Source organism: Paractinoplanes lichenicola (genome assembly GCF_016785085.1).
In the GTDB taxonomy this organism is placed as follows: Bacteria; Actinomycetota; Actinomycetes; order Mycobacteriales; family Micromonosporaceae; genus Actinoplanes; species Actinoplanes lichenicola.
In genome coordinates this window covers 236,609-251,846 of sequence record NZ_JAENHO010000003.1, presented here as the reverse complement: position 1 = coordinate 251,846, position 15,238 = coordinate 236,609, and the positions used below count along the sequence as shown (strand labels likewise).

Genomic DNA, 15,238 nt, shown 5'->3' with positions numbered 1-15,238 from the left:
GGCGCACCTTCCGATGCGGCGTGCGGCAAGTGTCCGACCGGCCGGGCATCACGCCCGGCCTCGGATCACTTGCCCAGACGACGACGCTGGACGCGGGTCTTGCGCAGCAGCTTGCGGTGCTTCTTCTTCGCCATACGCTTGCGGCGCTTCTTGACCACGGAGCCCATACGGAATGCCTCTCGAAACCTGGTGGCTCGGCCGGGCGCGCCCTGGGCGGCACCCGAATCCGATCTGATTCGACGGCCCCCGGAGCACGTGACCACGGGGAACCAACCGCACCAGCGTACCGGCCCGCCGGGGACCCGCCAAAAACGACCCCGGGCGAGCGTCCTACGCGGTCTGCGAGAAAGCGCCACGGAGGTATTCGTGCACGGCGTGCTCGGGGACGCGGAACGACCGCCCGACCCGGACGGCGGTGAGGTCACCCCCGTGCACCAGCCGATAGACCGTCATCTTGGAGACCCTCATCAGAGCGGCCACCTCGGCCACGGTCAGGAACCGCACCTCCGAGAGCTTCTCCTCGGTCTGGGCTGGACCTGTCATGTGTCGCACCGATCCTTTCGCAGCACAGCCGCGGCGACCGGGAAGGTCTTGCGACGCGGCGGCAAACGTGCGTGTCATAAGGACGGTATCGATACGGCTGTGACCAACGCGATACGTTCCGTGAAAAAGGCCAGAAAAAGTCAAGGCCGACACGCCGGATCTGGTGGTGTTTAGCCCGAATTGTTGCCAATGGGGCGACTATCGGCCGACCAGACCGCGTCCGAGGACTGCCGCGTTGCGCGGGCGCTCGGCCAGCCGACGCATCAGATAGCCGTACCACTGCTCCCCGTACGGCAGGTAGACGCGCACGACATTGCCCCCGGCGGCCAGCCGGGCCTGCTCCTCGGTGCGCACGCCGTACAGCAGCTGGAACTCGTATTCGTCGGCGGTGCGGTCGAACCAGCGCGCCCTGTCCTCGGCGATGGCGATCAGCCGGGGGTCGTGGGTGGCGATCATCGGATAGCCCTCGCCCGACATCAGGATGTTGAGGCAGCGCACGTATGACTTGTCGATGTCGAGCGGCGACTGGAACGCGACCGACTCGGGCTCCGCGTACGCCCCCTTGCACAGCCGCACCCGCGAGCCGCTGGTGGCCAGCTCACGGCAGTCGCCCTCGGTGCGCCGCAGATAGGCCTGCAGCACCGCGCCCGTGCCCGGGTGGTCCTTGCGCAGGTCGGCCAGGATCTCGAGGGTGGAGTCGGTGAGCGTGTGGTCCTCCGCGTCCAGCGTCACCGTCGTGCCGGCCTCGGCCGCGGCCGCACAGACGGCCTGAGCGTGCTCGTAGGCCAGCTTCTCGTCGAGCCGCTGACCGAGGGCGGAGAGCTTCACGCTGACCTCGGCGGCCGGGGCGAGACCGGCCCCCTTGAGCTTGCCCAGCAGCGCCCGGTATTCGTCGCGGACCGCGACCGCCTGCTCCGCGCTGCGGGTCTCGGCCGCCAGGTGGTCGAAGGTGATCGCCAGGCCGTCGTCGGCCAGTGTGCGGCCGGTGCGCAGCGCCTCGTCGGCATCGCGGCCGGCGACGAACTTGCGGACGGCGTTCCGGCCGAGGGGTGCGGAGCCGGCCAGGCGCCCGAGACGATCCGAACCGGCGGCGGCCAGAAGCAGGGAACGGAGCATGTCCCGAGCGTATCGTCCGGAACACCCGGTATCGCGGGAGTGCCACTCGCGTGGCTGCCCCGCCTGCACGCGTTCGGCTTATGTTCGCGCGGCGCGGGGGCGGCTACCTTTGTCGGGTGAACTTCGATGCGTACGCGCGAACCGCGGTCGACCTCGTCAACGCGGAGCTGGGTGATCTCGCCGGGCTGCGGGCCCTGTTCGCCGACGAGCAGGCCTGGATGCGCGACGAGGTCGTCGAGAAGGACGTGGCGATGTTCCGCCGCGCCCAGCGCCGCCTGCGTGAGGTCTTCGAGTACGGGACGTCCGGCCGCGACGCCGACGCGGTCAAGGAGCTCAACTCGCTGCTCGAGATCTTCCCGGTGCAGCCCCGCATCTCCGGCCACGACGCCGGTGACTGGCACATGCACGTCACCAGCCGCGGCTCGTCGGTGAGCGCGGAATACCTGGCCGGCGCCGTCTGGGGCCTGTCGGTGTGGCTGTGCGAATACGGCAGCGCCCGCTTCGGCATCTGCGCCGACGAGCGCTGCGGCAACGTCTATCTGGACACGTCGTCCAACAACTGCCGGCGCTTCTGCTCGGAACGCTGCGCGACCCGCTCCCACGTGGCCGCACACCGCGCCCGCAAGCGAGCTGAGCTTGCTGGCTCCGCTTCGCTCCGCGAGGCAGTCGCTCTATAGGCCTTACGCCCGCGTAATCGCCGGGGTGGACGAATCCGCCGGCGCCAGGTGCTTGCGGGCAAATTCGAGGGACTCGCGCAGGTCGGCCTCGCGGACCGCGCGGCTGGCCGCCTTGCGCGTCGAGACCTCCAAGGCCACCGAGCCCTTGAAGCCGCGCGCCGAGAGCGACCGCAGCAGCTCCGCGCAGGGCTGGTTGCCCCGGCCCGGCACCAGATGCTCGTCGCGGCCCTCGCCGGTGCCGTCGCCCAGGTGCACGTGCTTGAGGGCGGAGCCCATCTTGTCGGCCATGCCGAGCGCGTTGATCCGCGACGCGGCACAGTGCGACAGATCGAGCGTGTACGCGTCGAAGCCGGTCTCGGTCGGGTCCCAGCCCGGGGTGTAGGGCACGAACCAGCGGCCCGCCATCTTGACCGGGAACATGTTCTCGATCGCGAAAGACAGGTCGGGGTGCCGCGCCTGCACCTTGGCCAGCCCGGCGGCGAAATTCTTGGCGTAGTCACGCTGCCAGCTGAACGGCGGGTGCACCACGACCGTGGGGGCGCCGAGCGTCTCGGCGAGCTGGGCGGCCCGGTTGAGCCGCTCCCACGGGTCGGGGCTCCAGACCCGCTGGGTGACCAGCAGGCAGGGCGCGTGCACCGAGAGCACCGGCAGGTCGTAATGGTCGGACAGACCCTTCAGCGCACCGGCATCCTGGCTGACACGGTCGGTCCACACCATGACTTCGAGGCCGTCGTAACCGACCGTGGCCGCCATTTCGAACGCGGCGGCAGTCGGCTCGGGGAAGACCGACGAGCTGGACAGAAGCACGGGGACGCGGGAGCTCACAGGGTCAAGCGTAGACCCGATTGTCGCGGGCGCCCCCTCCTCGACCGGGTATATGCGCTCATACCGGGCGTCAGCGCGGCTTTGGTCACCGGCGCGCGTACGCTGTCGCGAGTGAGCCGCCGTACCCCGATCCGCATCACCCTCGACCCCGCGGCAGCTGACCGCGCCGCCGAGGTCGACCTCGACTTCCCTCGTGAGTGGATCGAGTTCCTCGACCCCGATGACGAGAAGCACCTCGTACGGGCCGACCTGACCTGGTTGTTGTCCCGCTGGACCTGTGTGTTCGGCTCGGCCTGCCATGGCATCGTGGCCGGGCGCGCGCAGGACGGCTGCTGTTCGCACGGGGCGTTCTTCACCGACGCCGACGACGAGAACAGGGTCAAGGCCGCCGCCCAGAAGCTGACCCCGGAGAACTGGCAGCACTACCGCCGCGGGTTCAAGAACTACACCGAGGTCGACACGATCGACGGGTCCAAGCCGGCCCGGCGCACGGCGATCCAGTCCGAGGACGGCCCGTGCGTGTTCCTCAACGACGCGAACTTCGCCGGGGGTGGCGGCTGCGCGCTGCACGCCCAGGCGCTGCGCGACGGCAAGCACCCGCTGGAATACAAGCCGGATGTCTGCTGGCAGCTGCCGGTGCGCCGCGAGCAGGACTGGATCAAGCGGCCGGACGGGTCGAAGGTGCTGCAGTCGACGCTGGCCGAGTTCGACCGGCGGGGCTGGGGGCCGGGCGGGCACGACCTCGACTGGTGGTGCACCTCGTCGCCCGAGGCGCACGTGGGCAGCGACCCGATGTACATCTCGTACGCGCCCGAGCTGATCGCGCTGATCGGCCGGCCGGCGTACGGGAAATTGGCCGAGCTGTGCGACGCCCGGCTCAAGGCCGGCGTGGTGGCGGTGCACCCGGCGACCGCGGCGGCCGAGGGGCCGAAGAAGCGCGGCGGACGTGAGCCCGCCGCGCCCCCGAAATCCTAAGGCTCGAACTTGTAGCCCAAGCCGCGCACGGTGACGATGTAACGCGGCGCCGACGGCTCGGGCTCCACCTTGGAGCGCAGCCGCTTGACGTGGACGTCGAGGGTCTTGGTGTCGCCGACGTAATCGGCGCCCCAGACCCGGTCGATCAGCTGGCCGCGGGTGAGCACCCGGCCGGCGTTGCGCAGCAGCAGCTCGAGCAGCTCGAACTCCTTGAGCGGGAGCTGCACACCGGCGCCGTCGACGGTGACGACGTGCCGCTCGACGTCCATCCGGACCGGGCCGGCGGCCAGCGTGGGCGTCGAGACCTCGGCGGCTTCGGTGCCCTGGCGACGCAGGACGGCGCGGATCCGGGCGACCAGCTCCCGCGGCGAATACGGCTTGGTCACGTAGTCGTCGGCGCCGATCTCCAGGCCGACGACCTTGTCGATCTCACTGTCCCGGGCGGTGACCATGATGATCGGCACGGCGGAGCGCTGCCGCAGTTGACGGCACACCTCGGTGCCGGACATCTCGGGAAGCATGAGGTCGAGCAGCACGATGTCGGCACCGGTCCGGTCGAACTGCGTCAGCGCCGAGGTCCCGGTCGGGGCGACCGACACCTCGAAGCCCTCCTTGCGCAGCATGTACGACAGGGCGTCGGAGAACGACTCCTCATCTTCGACCACGAGCACGCGGGCCAATGTGGTTCCTTCCATCTTCCGGCTGCCGGGACTAACGTCCGGCCGCACCGGACTCGATCTCAATTGCCGTCGGTAACGGCAAGGGGGCTTCGGGGGGACGCGCCGGTAGGCGCAGGGTGAATGTCGAGCCGTCGCCCAGGCTGCTGGTCACGCTGACCCGGCCGCCGTGGTTGGTCGCGATGTGCTTGACGATCGCCAGGCCCAGACCGGTTCCGCCGGTGGACCGGGATCGTGCCTGATCGGCACGGTAGAAACGCTCGAAGATGCGGTCGACGTCGTGCGGCGCGATGCCGATGCCCTGGTCGGCCACGTCGATCTCGACCCAGTCGTCGTCCTCACGCAGGGTGAGCTCGACCTTCGTGTCCTCCCCGGAATACGCGATCGCGTTCTCGACGAGGTTGGTCACGGCGGTGGCGACCTGGCTGTCGCTGCCGTAGACGGTGGCGCCCTTGGGGCCGTTGTAGACGACCTCGATCGTCTTGGCCGACGCCGTGGTGCGGGTGCGGTCTATCACTTCGGCGATCACCCAGTCGACCGCGACCGGCTCGGGGGTGGGCAGCGGCTCGGCGCCCTGCAGCCGGGTCAGCTCGAGCAGCTCGCTGACCAGGCGCCCCATCCGGGCCGACTCGTGATGGATCCGCTCGGCGAACCGCCGGGCGGCCAGCAGGTCCTCGTTTTGCGCCTCGGCCGGGTCGGCCGCGGGCAGCTCGGTCGCGTCGAGCAGCGCCTCGGCCAGCAGCTGGAGCGCGCCGATCGGCGTCTTGAGCTCGTGGCTGACGTTGGCCACGAAGTCGCGGCGGACCCGGGCCAGCCGGTGCGACTCGGTGACGTCGGCCGCCTCGACCGCGACGTGCGTCTGGTTGAGGGCGACGGCCCGCAGGTGCAGGCCGAGCGGGGCCTGCGCGGCGCCGGCGCGACCCCGGGGCAGATCGAGCTCGACTTCCCGCCGTACGCCCGTGCGGCGCACCTGGCCGGCCAGCGTGCGCAGGATGGGGTGGGCCGCGATCGTGCCCGGCGCCCCGCCCGAGCGCAGCAGGCCCATCGCCCGGGCGGCCGGATTGACCAGCACCGGGTGGTCCTCGGCGTCGAGAACCACCACGCCGACGCGCAGCGAGTCGAGGCTCTTGCGACCGAGCCCCTTCATGCCGTGCTTGCCGGTGTGCGGTTCGTCGGTGTCGATGACGTGTCCCCCCTCGTGCGGCCGGTTATCAGACTTTTCGCCCGGCCTCGGCGACCTGCGGGCACGGCCGATCACCAGGCCCCCGACCGCGCCGACGACGAGCGCGGCGAGGATCAGAGGGATGCCGTACGCCAGGTCCACGCTGCGATCGTAGGGTCATTGTTTACCTGGCTACTACGATGATCCGGACAAACCGGGCACGTGTCGAATAATGTTCACCACTGCGCCCGGCGTCGTTCATCGCTGTTCACGAGACCGCCGTCAGGCGCGCATAGTTTGTAGACCAACCCAAGGTCGTGCCCCCGCTATGGGACGGCCACACCGAACCCCGGGACGAGGACATGCGCGAGGAGTTTCAGGCCGATCTCAACGAGGTCAGCCGCCTGATGGTAACCATGGCGGAGGCCGTCCGAGAGGCGATGCGGAAGGCGACCAAGGCCCTGCTCACCGCCGACCTTAAAGCGGCCCAGGCCGTGATCGAGCGCGACCACGAGGTCGACGAGCTCAACAGCCAGGTCGAGGCCAAGGTGGCCGACACGATCGCCCGTCAGGCGCCGGTCGCGTCCGACCTGCGGATGGTCATCACGGCCCTGCACATCTCGGCCGACCTCGAGCGGATGGGCGACCTGGCCGAGCACGTGGCCAAGACGGCCGCCCGGCGGCACCCGTCGCCCGCCGTGCCGGCCGAGCTGCGCCCGGTCTTCCAAGGCATGGCCGAGGTGGCCGACCAGATGGCCGAGAGCATCGCCAACCTGCTGGCCAAGCCGAACGCCGAGCTGGCGGCCAAGCTCGAGCACCAGGACGACGAGATCGACGAGCTGGAGCGCCAGCTCTTCAAGGTCATGCTGGACGACGACTGGCCGTACGGCGCGGAGACCGCGATCGACGGCGCGCTGCTGGGCCGCTTCTACGAGCGGTACGCCGACCACGCCGTCAACGTGGGCGAGCAGCTGGTTTACCTGATCACCGGAGAGCCGGTGGGCGACCAGAGCTGAGCCTGACGCTCGCCTGGTCGCGCGGAGGCCGGGACGCCACGGGGGCGTCCCGGCCTCTTGCTGTGTGCCGTCTTTTCTAGCGGCCCTGGTTGGCGACCGCGGCCGCCGCTTCCTTCGCCGCCTCGGGGTCGAGGTATTCGCCGCCCGGCTTGAGCGGGCGCAGGTCGTCGTCGAGGTCGTAGCGCAGCGGGATGCCGGTCGGGATGTTCAGCTTCGAGATCGCCTCGTCGGAGATGCTGTCGAGGTGCTTCACGAAGGCGCGCAGCGAGTTGCCGTGCGCGGCGACCAGCACCGTCTTGCCCGCCCGCAGGTCCGGCACGATCTCGTCGTACCAGTAGGGCAGGGCCCGCACCAGCACGTCCTTGAGGCACTCGGCCTTCGGCTTGGCCTCGGGCGGGAGCAGCGCGTAGCGCGGGTCGTCGAACTGGGCGAACTCCGAGCCGGCCTCGATCGGCGGCGGCGGCACGTCGTAGGACCGGCGCCAGAGCATGAACTGCTCCTCGCCGTACGTCTCGAGGGTCTGCTTCTTGTCCTTGCCCTGCAGGGCGCCGTAGTGACGCTCGTTGAGCCGCCACGACCGCTTCACCGGGATCCAGTGGCGGTCGGTGATGTGCAGGGCGATCTCGCTCGTCCGGATGGCGCGGCGCAGGACGCTGGTGTGCACCACGTCCGGCAGCACGCCGCTCTCCTTCAGCAGCTCGCCACCGCGGCGGGCCTCGGCCTCCCCCTTGGCGTCGAGGTCGACGTCGACCCAGCCGGTGAAGAGGTTCTTGGCGTTCCACTCGCTGTTGCCGTGTCGCAGCAGCACCAAAGTCCCTGTCATGCCCCCCATCCTGCCGCAGGCGCCTGAACGGCGGGCGCGGACCCTCAAGTGGTGACCACCACATGGAAACCCGGTTGCGGCGGGTCCTAGGTTGTAAGGGAATAAAGGCTCGGCGCTACTTACGGGGGAACGACGTGCGGGGTTGGTTCGATCAAGCCGTGGGTGGCCTGCCGAGGCAGTTCTGGCTGCTCTGGGCGGGCACGCTGATCAACCGCCTGGGCGCGTTCGTGGTGATCTTCCTGGCCATCTATCTGACCGCCGACCGGCACTTCTCGCAGAGCCAGGCGGGCCTGGTCATCGGCCTCTACGGGGTCGGCGGCGCGCTCGGCACGACGCTGGGCGGGGTGCTGGCCGACCGCTGGGGCCGCAAGCCGACGATGCTGACCGCCCAGTTCGGCGCGGCCTCGCTCATGCTCACGCTCGGCTTCGCGCAGCACTACGCCCAGATCCTCGTGGCGACCTTCGCGCTCGGCCTGTTCACCGAGGCGGTCCGGCCGGCCTTCTCGGCGATGATGGTCGACATCGTGCCCGAGCGTGACCGGGTGCGGGCCTTCTCGCTCAACTACTGGGCCATCAACCTGGGCTTCGCGCTCTCCGCGGTCGGCGCCGGGCTCGCCGCCAAGGTCGACTACCTGCTGCTCTTCGTGGTCGACGCGGGCACGACGCTGGTCACCGCGCTGATCTGCCTGATCTTCGTTCGCGAGACCAGGCCGCTTTCCCAGGGCTCTGCGGGCGAGCGCCGTCCGCGCGACTCCGGCGGCATGCTCGCCGTGCTCGGCGACCGCGTCTTCATGGCCTATCTGCTGGTCTCGCTGGGCGGCATCGCGGTGATGATGCAACACATGTCGACGCTGCCGATCGCCATGACGGCCGAGGGCTTGTCGGCGGCGACGTACGGCTGGGTGATCGCCGTCAACGGCGTGCTCATCGTGCTCGGGCAGCTCTTCGTGCCCCGGCTGATCGGCGGCCGCGAGCCGGCCCGGGTGCTCGCGCTGGGCTCGCTGATCATCGGCGTGGGCTTCGGGCTCACCGCTTTCGCGCACGCGTCGTGGTTCTTCGCGCTCAGCGTGGTGATCTGGACGCTCGGCGAGATGATCCAGTCGCCCAGCAACGCGACCACTGTCGCCGCGCTCTCCCCGGCCTCGATGCGCGGCCGCTATCAGGGGCTCAACTCGCTGAGCTGGTCGGCCGGCACGGCCCTGGCCCCCGTGGTGGGCGGCCTGACCCAGGAGCATCTGGGCAACACGGCCCTCTGGCTCGGCTGCTTCGTCGTGTGCGCGCTGGTCGCGGTGGGGCATCTGGTGTCCGGGCCGAGCCGGCAGCGCCGCATGCGGCAGCTCGCGCCGGTTCCAATTTCCGGCTCGGGTCCCGAGCCGGGCTTCGAGCCGCCCGCGCCGGTGCCGGCGGTCGCCGAGCCGGTGGCCGACGCGCCGACCGAACTCCCTCGCGGTAACGTCCGTATCAGTTAAGACGGTTACCTATTGCGGGAGCTCCGGTGCGGGCATGGCTGCGTGACACGGCCGGCGGGTTGTCCGCCACGTACTGGTATCTCTGGACCGGCCTGCTGATCAACAAGGTCGGCGGCTTCGCGATCCTGTTCCTCTCGCTCTACCTGACCTCGCAGCGCGGCGCCGGGACCGCGCAGGCGGGACTCATCGTGGGGACGTACGGGATCGGGGGTTTGGCCGGAACCCTGGCCGGGGGCGTGCTGACCGACCGCTGGGGCCGCCGCCGCACCCTGCTGACCTCGCATTTCGCCACTGTCGCGGCACTGTTCGCGCTGGCCCTGAGCAGCGAGCTGATGGTGATCGCGGCGCTCTGCACGCTGCTCGGGGTGGCCCAATCGATGGCAAGCCCCGCGTTCGTGGCCGCGATCATCGACGTGACCCCCGCCGAGAAGCGCTCGCGCGCCTTCAACCTGCAGTTCTGGGCGCTCAACCTGGGGCTGGCCGGGGCCTCGCTGCTGGCCGGGCTGCTCGCCCAGTGGAGCTATCTGGGCCTGTTCCTGATCGACGCGGCGTGCACCCTGATCACCGGTCTGCTGATCGCTTGGAAGGTGCCGGAAACCCTGCGCCACCCGGTCACCACCAGCCGGGCCGGGCTCGGCACCGTCCTGCGAGACCGGATCTTCCTGGTCTTCGTGGCGCTGACCCTCATCCAGGCACTGATCTACACCCAGAGCCAGACCATCGTCCCGCTGGCCATGCAGGCCGACGGGTTGTCGCCCTCCGCGTACGGCTCGGTGGTCGCCCTGGGCGGGGCGCTGATCGTGCTCGGGCAGCTTTTCGTACCCCGGCTGATCGACGGCCGCCGCAAACACCGGGTGCTCGCGCTGGCCCTGCTCGTCGACGGCCTCGGCTTCGCCCTGCTGGTCGTGGCCGACCACCTCGCCGTCTATCTGCTGGCCGTGGTGATCTGGACCGTCGGCAGCATGCTGGCCGCACCGCCCAACGCCGAGATCAACTCAGAGCTGGCCCCCTTGGCGCTGCGGGGCCGCTACCAGGCGGTGTTCTTCCTGACCTTCCCGGCGGCGTCGTTCCTGGCCCCCGCGCTGGGCGGCGCCGGCCTGCAATTCCTGGGCGACGGGCACTGGCTCGCCGTGGGGGCGCTGGGGGCGCTCGCCGCCGGCCTGCATCTGCTGGCGGGGCCGCCGCGGGAACGCCGGGTGACCGCCATCCGGGCCGAAACATCGGCGACCGCGGACCTGCACTGACCGCTCCCGCGTTTTCCGGGGCGGCAGGTGGCGTCGTCTCTCAGGGCAGCAGGTCGCGCTGGAACCACGTGCCCGGCTTGCCGCCCAGATCAGCCGGGGCGGCCGGGCCGACGGGGCGGAAACCGGCCCTGGTCAGCACCTTCTGAGACGCTACGTTCTCGTGGGCGGAGGCGGCGCGCAGTGTGCGCAACCCGTGCTCGGCCGGCGCCAGGCCACACAACTCCCGGACGGTCGCGGTCGCCAGGCCACGACCGGAAACCTGCTGGGCGACCCGATAACCCAGGTCGGCGGAGTGGTTCTCGATGTCATACAGGTTGAACCGGCCGACCACCGCGTCGTGCTCGTCGACCAGCACGTAGAAGGCGCACACCCCGGCCTGCTGCTCGGCCAGCAACGCGTGCAGCCGCTCGGTGAACTCGTCGAAATAGTCGTCGCCGCGGTCGGAGACCGAAGCCGCGAAGTAGGCCCGGTTGTCCAGCTCGAAGGCCAGGACCGCGGGCGCATGACCGGCTCGGAGCAGCTGCAGCTCAGGCATCGCCCGCCCCTAACGGAAAAAGGACGGCCCGGTCAGGCCGTCTTTGCTTGGCACCGGCGGCGGCGGACGACGCCCATCCCCATAGGCGTCGCCCGCACTAACCGCCGGTCTCGGGTCGCGCCGTCCCCCAACGGCATATGCCACCCGTCCCCAAACGTCGGCCGCGGCGATCGTCTCCGATCAACCAGTTCCCCGAACTAACGGTCCGACGTCCATTGATTACGCTAGTTGGGGCAGTCAAGGCAGACAAGCCAACTGGCTGTCCGCCATCTGTCTGCACCATCACAGTCATCGACAATTGGCCGATCGGCGGATGACCTGTCCCACATCCGGCCCACCGCTGAACCTACCCAAAAAGGACGGTCAGGCTTCGTCCTCGGTCGGCGCGAGGTGTTTGAAGGCCTGCAGGTTGGCCAGCGATTCGCCGCGTTTGACCCGCCATTCCCACTCGCGGCGGATCGACGTGCCGAAGCCGATCTCGAGCATCGTGTCGAACGACTCGTCGGCGTACGTGAGCACCGACCCGAGCAGACGATCGAGTTCGTCCTCGTCGAGGCCGCCCAGCGCCACCCGCCCCGTGAGATAGACGTCACCGACCGCGTCGATCGAGAACGAGACGCCGTACATGCGGGCGTTCTTTCGCAGCAGCCACGCCCAGAGCTCCTCGTGCCGCTCGTCGGGCCGGCGCATGACGAACGCCTCGATGCGCATGGCGTGCTCGCCGACGATCAGGTTGACCGCGGTCTTGAGCTTGTGCGTGCCGGGCAGCGTGACGACATAGGCCCCGGGCCCGGTGGTCTCCCACTCGAGCTCGCGGTCGGTCAGCACCTTCTCGATCAGGTCGGTCACCATGCGTACGCCTCCAGGCGCTTCGCGATCAGGGCGCGATGCTCCGTCACCGCCCCACGGTAGACGGCAAGCAACCCCTCGGCCGTACGGTCCCAGGAGAAGTCGGCGGCGTGCGCGACCGCCCCGGCCGCCAGCCGCCGGAGCTCGCGCGGGGCCGCCAGCAACTCGTCGAGCACGCGGGCCCACTCCTGCGGATCGTGCCCGTCGACGAGCAGGCCGCTCAGCCCGTGGCGGACGGCGGTCACCAGGCCACCGACCGCGGCCGCCACCACCGGGGTGCCGCAGGCCTGCGCCTCGAGCGCGACCAGCCCGAACGACTCGTTGTAGGACGGCACGGCGACCACGTCGGCGCTGCGATAGAGGGCGGCCAGCCCGGCGCCGTTCTGCGGGGGCAGGAAGACGACCTGATCGCTGAGCCCGAGCGAGGCGGCCAGCTCGATCAGCGCGCTCGGCCGGTCGAGCCCGGTGCCGCTCGGGCCGCCGCAGATGACCAGCCTGGTGTCGGTGCCGCGCATGCCGGCCAGCGCCGAGATCAGCACGTCGGGCGCCTTGAGCGGCTGGATCCGGCCGACGAAGGCGATCACCTTGCCCCGCTCGGGCAGCCCGAACCGGGCCCGATCGGCCGGGCCGGGGCAGAAGCGGCCGAGATCGACGCCGGGCTGCACGACCGTGGTGCGGGCGGGGTCGGCGTCGTAGTAGGCGACCAGATCCTGCGCCTCGAACCGGGTGTTCGCGACCAGCCGGTCGGACTCGGCGATCACCTGCTCCTCCCCGATCACCCGGGCCTTGGGCTCGGGGCGGTCACCGGCGGCGATCAGCCTGTTCTTGACCTTGGCCAGGGTGTGCGCGGTGTGCACGTGCGGCACGCCCCAGCGCTCCCGGGCCAGCCAGCCGACCTGGCCCGAGAGCCAGTAGTGCGAGTGGATCAGGTCGTACCGGCCCGGCGGGTGGGCCGCCTCGGCCCGCAGCACGCCATTGGTGAACGCGCAGAGCTGGGCGGGCAGCTCCTCCTTCGACAGCCCCTCGAAGGGGCCCGAGGTGACATGCCGGACGGTGACGCCGGGGGCCATCTCGACGACGGGGGGAAGCTCGCTGTGGGTGGCGCGGGTGAAGATCTCGACCTCGACGCCGAGGCGGGCGAGCCGCTTCGACACCTCGACGATGTACACGTTCATGCCGCCGGCGTCGCCGGTGCCCGGCTGCTCGAGCGGGGACGTGTGAACCGAGAGGGTGGCGATGCGCCGCGGGGTCGGCCATTCTGCCACGATTTCATCCTCCTGGACCTGGACGCGCAGATAGTTGCGCAGTCACTAATCTTCCCCGCACCGGTCCGCTGAACCACTATGCCGTCACTCGGGGGTGACTCAAGTCATCGGGAATCATGGGGGGATGCAGAACATCGCAGTGGTGACTGGCGCGTCGAGCGGCATCGGGGCGGCCACCGCCCGCCGGCTCGCGACCGAGGGGTTCCACGTCGTCGCGGCGGCTCGCCGGGCCGATCGGCTGGCCGCTCTGGTTGCGGAGATCGGGCCCGCGGCCACCGCGGTCGAGTGCGACGTCACGTCCGACGAGTCGGTGGCGGCGCTGGCCGCGGCGGTGGGCGGGCTCGGCGGCGCGGTCACGCTGCTGGTCAACAACGCGGGCGGGGCGCAGGGGCTCGACCCGGTCGCGTCGGGCGGGGTCGACGACTGGCAGTGGATGTACGACGTGAACGTGCTGGGCACGCTCCGGGTGACCAAGGCGCTGCTCCCGGCGCTGGAGGCGAGCGCCGCGGGGACGATCGTGACGGTCGGCTCGACGGCGGCGTTCACGGTCTATGAGGGCGGCGGGGGTTACACGGCGGCCAAACACGCCCAGACGGCCCTGGTCGGCACGCTGCGGCTGGAACTGTCAGGCAAGCCCGTACGGGTCATCGAGGTGGATCCGGGCATGGTCCGCACCGACGAGTTCTCGCTCAAGCGGTTCGGCGGCGACCGGGCCAAGGCGGATGCCATCTACGACGGCGTACGGGAACCGCTGGTGGCCGACGACATCGCGGACATCATCGCGTACGCGGCGACCCGGCCCCACCACGTCAATCTCGACCGCATCGTGGTGCGCCCGATCGCGCAGGCGGCGCAGCACAAGGTCCACCGGGAGAAGTAGTCGTGAAGCCGGTCGGCGCGATCACCCGGGGGACGACCAATCCCAACCGGCTGCGTCGCGTCGACAACTATGTGGCGTACCGGTGCGGTGATCTGCTGCGGCGGGCGGCCGACCCGCTCGTGATCGACCTGGGTTACGGCGCCACCCCGGTCACCGCCGTCGAGCTGCGCAGCCGGCTGGCCGTCGCCGTGCGTTCCGACGTCACGGTGGTGGGGCTGGAGATCGATCCCGTACGGGTGGCGGCCGCCCAGCCGCACGCCGAGCCCCCGCACCTGCAGTTCCGGCGCGGCGGCTTCGAGCTGGCGGGACTGCGCCCGGTGGTGGTGCGCGCGTTCAACGTCCTGCGGCAGTACGCCGAGGACGAGGTGGCCGCGGCCTGGTCGGCGATGACCGCCACCGGGGCCGTGCTGGTCGAGGGCACGTGCGACGAGCTGGGCCGGATCGCGACGTGGACCGTGGTCGAGGCCGGCGAGCCGACGACGTTGACCTTTTCCGCCCGGTTGTCCGATCTGGATCATCCGGCGACGTTCGCCGAGCGGCTGCCCAAGGCGCTGATCCACCACAACGTGCCGGGCGCGCCGGTGCACACGCTGCTACAGGCCCTGGGCCGGGCGTGGGAGACCGAGGCGACGCCGTTCGGGCCGCGTCAGCGCTGGGTGGCGACGTGCCGGCGGATGCGCGCGGAGGGCTGGCCGGTGCTCGACGGCCCGGCCCGCTGGCGCCTCGGCGAGCTGACGGTCCCCTACGCCGTGTCGTCGTCCTCGCCCAGCACCGAGCGCAGGGTCTGAACCAGCACCTCGCTGCTGAACGGCTTCTTGACCAGCAGCGCGTCCTCGCCGATGAGCCCGTCGGCCACGGCCAGCTCCTTGGGCAGGCCGGAGATGTAGACGACGCTCATCTCGGGCCGCAGCTGGGTGGCCGATCGCGACAGCTCGCCGCCCGAGACGCCGGGCAGCCCCAGGTCGGTGACGAGGATGTCGATGTCCCCGGGATGCTCGCGGCAGGCGGCGATGGCCTGCTGGGAGTCGCCGGCGACGAGGGTGGCGAAGCCGCGGCGCTCGAGCATCCGCCGCATGATGTCGCGCAGGTCCTCCTCGTCGTCCACAACCAGGACCGTGGGCCGCGTCTCGGATGCGGGCGCCTGCGACATGGATCCTCCCGGTGGTTCTGATGTCACGTTCC

At 70.5% G+C, this 15,238-nt stretch carries 18 protein-coding genes; 7 read left to right on the top strand and 11 right to left on the bottom strand.

The genetic code is table 11. The features are described 5' to 3' along the window. Window positions 1–65 precede the first annotated feature (65 nt). The 3 genes from JKJ07_RS10155 to JKJ07_RS10145 form a co-directional block, all read right to left on the bottom strand. Window positions 66–167, bottom strand: coding sequence for a 30S ribosomal protein bS22 (locus tag JKJ07_RS10155; RefSeq protein WP_007465623.1), 102 nt, complete (start codon window positions 165–167; stop codon window positions 66–68). Window positions 168–330: 163 nt separating this feature from the next. Next, complete coding sequence (locus JKJ07_RS10150; protein ID WP_127498359.1) at window positions 331–543, bottom strand: helix-turn-helix domain-containing protein; 213 nt, start codon at window positions 541–543, stop codon at window positions 331–333. A 198-nt stretch (window positions 544–741) separates the two neighbouring features. Further along, entirely contained in the window at window positions 742–1,659 is a 918-nt protein-coding gene (locus JKJ07_RS10145) for a proline dehydrogenase family protein (protein ID WP_202991198.1), read from the bottom strand. A gap of 116 nt (window positions 1,660–1,775) precedes the next feature. Between JKJ07_RS10145 and JKJ07_RS10140 the strand changes: the two genes are divergently transcribed. Next, window positions 1,776–2,336 carry a CGNR zinc finger domain-containing protein gene (locus JKJ07_RS10140; protein WP_202991197.1) on the top strand — a complete coding sequence of 187 codons (561 nt, stop codon included), beginning with the start codon at window positions 1,776–1,778 and terminating at the stop codon, window positions 2,334–2,336. A 3-nt stretch (window positions 2,337–2,339) separates the two neighbouring features. Here JKJ07_RS10140 and JKJ07_RS10135 read toward each other — a convergent pair whose 3' ends face one another. Beyond that, window positions 2,340–3,161, bottom strand: a complete 822-nt coding sequence (locus JKJ07_RS10135; RefSeq protein WP_202991196.1) for a sugar phosphate isomerase/epimerase family protein — start codon at window positions 3,159–3,161, stop codon at window positions 2,340–2,342. A gap of 111 nt (window positions 3,162–3,272) precedes the next feature. Here JKJ07_RS10135 and JKJ07_RS10130 point away from each other — a divergent pair, with 111 nt between their 5' ends. After that, complete coding sequence (locus JKJ07_RS10130) at window positions 3,273–4,136, top strand: DUF3109 family protein (RefSeq protein ID WP_307834199.1); 864 nt, start codon at window positions 3,273–3,275, stop codon at window positions 4,134–4,136. Here the strand turns inward: JKJ07_RS10130 and JKJ07_RS10125 are convergent. Beyond that, window positions 4,133–4,816 (bottom strand): response regulator, encoded by a 684-nt coding sequence (locus JKJ07_RS10125; protein ID WP_020512993.1) that lies wholly within the window; start codon window positions 4,814–4,816, stop codon window positions 4,133–4,135. The two genes, JKJ07_RS10130 and JKJ07_RS10125, sit on opposite strands and share 4 nt — an antisense overlap. 31 nt (window positions 4,817–4,847) lie before the next feature. Continuing rightward, the gene (locus JKJ07_RS10120) at window positions 4,848–6,137 is read right to left on the bottom strand and encodes a sensor histidine kinase (RefSeq protein WP_438871380.1); all 1,290 of its coding nucleotides are present in this window, start codon (window positions 6,135–6,137) and stop codon (window positions 4,848–4,850) included. A gap of 200 nt (window positions 6,138–6,337) precedes the next feature. Here JKJ07_RS10120 and phoU point away from each other — a divergent pair, with 200 nt between their 5' ends. Continuing rightward, window positions 6,338–6,991 (top strand): phosphate signaling complex protein PhoU, encoded by a 654-nt coding sequence (gene phoU / locus JKJ07_RS10115; protein WP_202991195.1) that lies wholly within the window; start codon window positions 6,338–6,340, stop codon window positions 6,989–6,991. A 76-nt stretch (window positions 6,992–7,067) separates the two neighbouring features. Here the strand turns inward: phoU and JKJ07_RS10110 are convergent, their stop codons facing one another. Continuing rightward, entirely contained in the window at window positions 7,068–7,823 is a 756-nt protein-coding gene (locus JKJ07_RS10110; RefSeq protein ID WP_438871379.1) for a phosphoglyceromutase, read from the bottom strand. A 125-nt stretch (window positions 7,824–7,948) separates the two neighbouring features. Here JKJ07_RS10110 and JKJ07_RS10105 point away from each other — a divergent pair, with 125 nt between their 5' ends. Together JKJ07_RS10105 and JKJ07_RS10100 are read left to right on the top strand one after the other, a co-directional pair. Continuing rightward, window positions 7,949–9,283, top strand: a complete 1,335-nt coding sequence (locus JKJ07_RS10105) for an MDR family MFS transporter (protein WP_307834198.1) — start codon at window positions 7,949–7,951, stop codon at window positions 9,281–9,283. A gap of 26 nt (window positions 9,284–9,309) precedes the next feature. After that, window positions 9,310–10,527: an MFS transporter gene (locus tag JKJ07_RS10100; protein ID WP_202991192.1), complete on the top strand. Its 1,218-nt coding sequence runs from the start codon at window positions 9,310–9,312 to the stop codon at window positions 10,525–10,527. A 40-nt stretch (window positions 10,528–10,567) separates the two neighbouring features. Here the strand turns inward: JKJ07_RS10100 and JKJ07_RS10095 are convergent, their stop codons facing one another. The 3 genes from JKJ07_RS10095 to mshA all read right to left on the bottom strand — a co-directional run bounded on the left by JKJ07_RS10095 (window position 10,568) and on the right by mshA (window position 13,176). Beyond that, window positions 10,568–11,062, bottom strand: coding sequence for a GNAT family N-acetyltransferase (locus JKJ07_RS10095; RefSeq protein ID WP_202991191.1), 495 nt, complete (start codon window positions 11,060–11,062; stop codon window positions 10,568–10,570). A gap of 363 nt (window positions 11,063–11,425) precedes the next feature. After that, window positions 11,426–11,914 (bottom strand): type III secretion system chaperone family protein, encoded by a 489-nt coding sequence (locus JKJ07_RS10090; RefSeq protein WP_202991190.1) that lies wholly within the window; start codon window positions 11,912–11,914, stop codon window positions 11,426–11,428. Further along, a complete protein-coding gene (gene mshA, locus JKJ07_RS10085) occupies window positions 11,908–13,176 on the bottom strand; it encodes a D-inositol-3-phosphate glycosyltransferase (RefSeq protein WP_202991189.1) in 1,269 nt (422 codons plus the stop codon). Before mshA ends, JKJ07_RS10090 begins: the two co-directional genes overlap by 7 nt. A 124-nt stretch (window positions 13,177–13,300) precedes the next feature. Here mshA and JKJ07_RS10080 point away from each other — a divergent pair, with 124 nt between their 5' ends. Together JKJ07_RS10080 and JKJ07_RS10075 are read left to right on the top strand one after the other, a co-directional pair. Then, window positions 13,301–14,056, top strand: coding sequence for an SDR family oxidoreductase (locus JKJ07_RS10080; RefSeq protein WP_202991188.1), 756 nt, complete (start codon window positions 13,301–13,303; stop codon window positions 14,054–14,056). Between the two features lie 2 nt (window positions 14,057–14,058). Further along, window positions 14,059–14,844 (top strand): class I SAM-dependent methyltransferase, encoded by a 786-nt coding sequence (locus JKJ07_RS10075; protein ID WP_202991187.1) that lies wholly within the window; start codon window positions 14,059–14,061, stop codon window positions 14,842–14,844. Here JKJ07_RS10075 and JKJ07_RS10070 read toward each other — a convergent pair. Further along, window positions 14,799–15,206, bottom strand: a complete 408-nt coding sequence (locus JKJ07_RS10070; RefSeq protein ID WP_202991184.1) for a response regulator — start codon at window positions 15,204–15,206, stop codon at window positions 14,799–14,801. The two genes, JKJ07_RS10075 and JKJ07_RS10070, sit on opposite strands and share 46 nt — an antisense overlap. Window positions 15,207–15,238 lie beyond the last annotated feature (32 nt).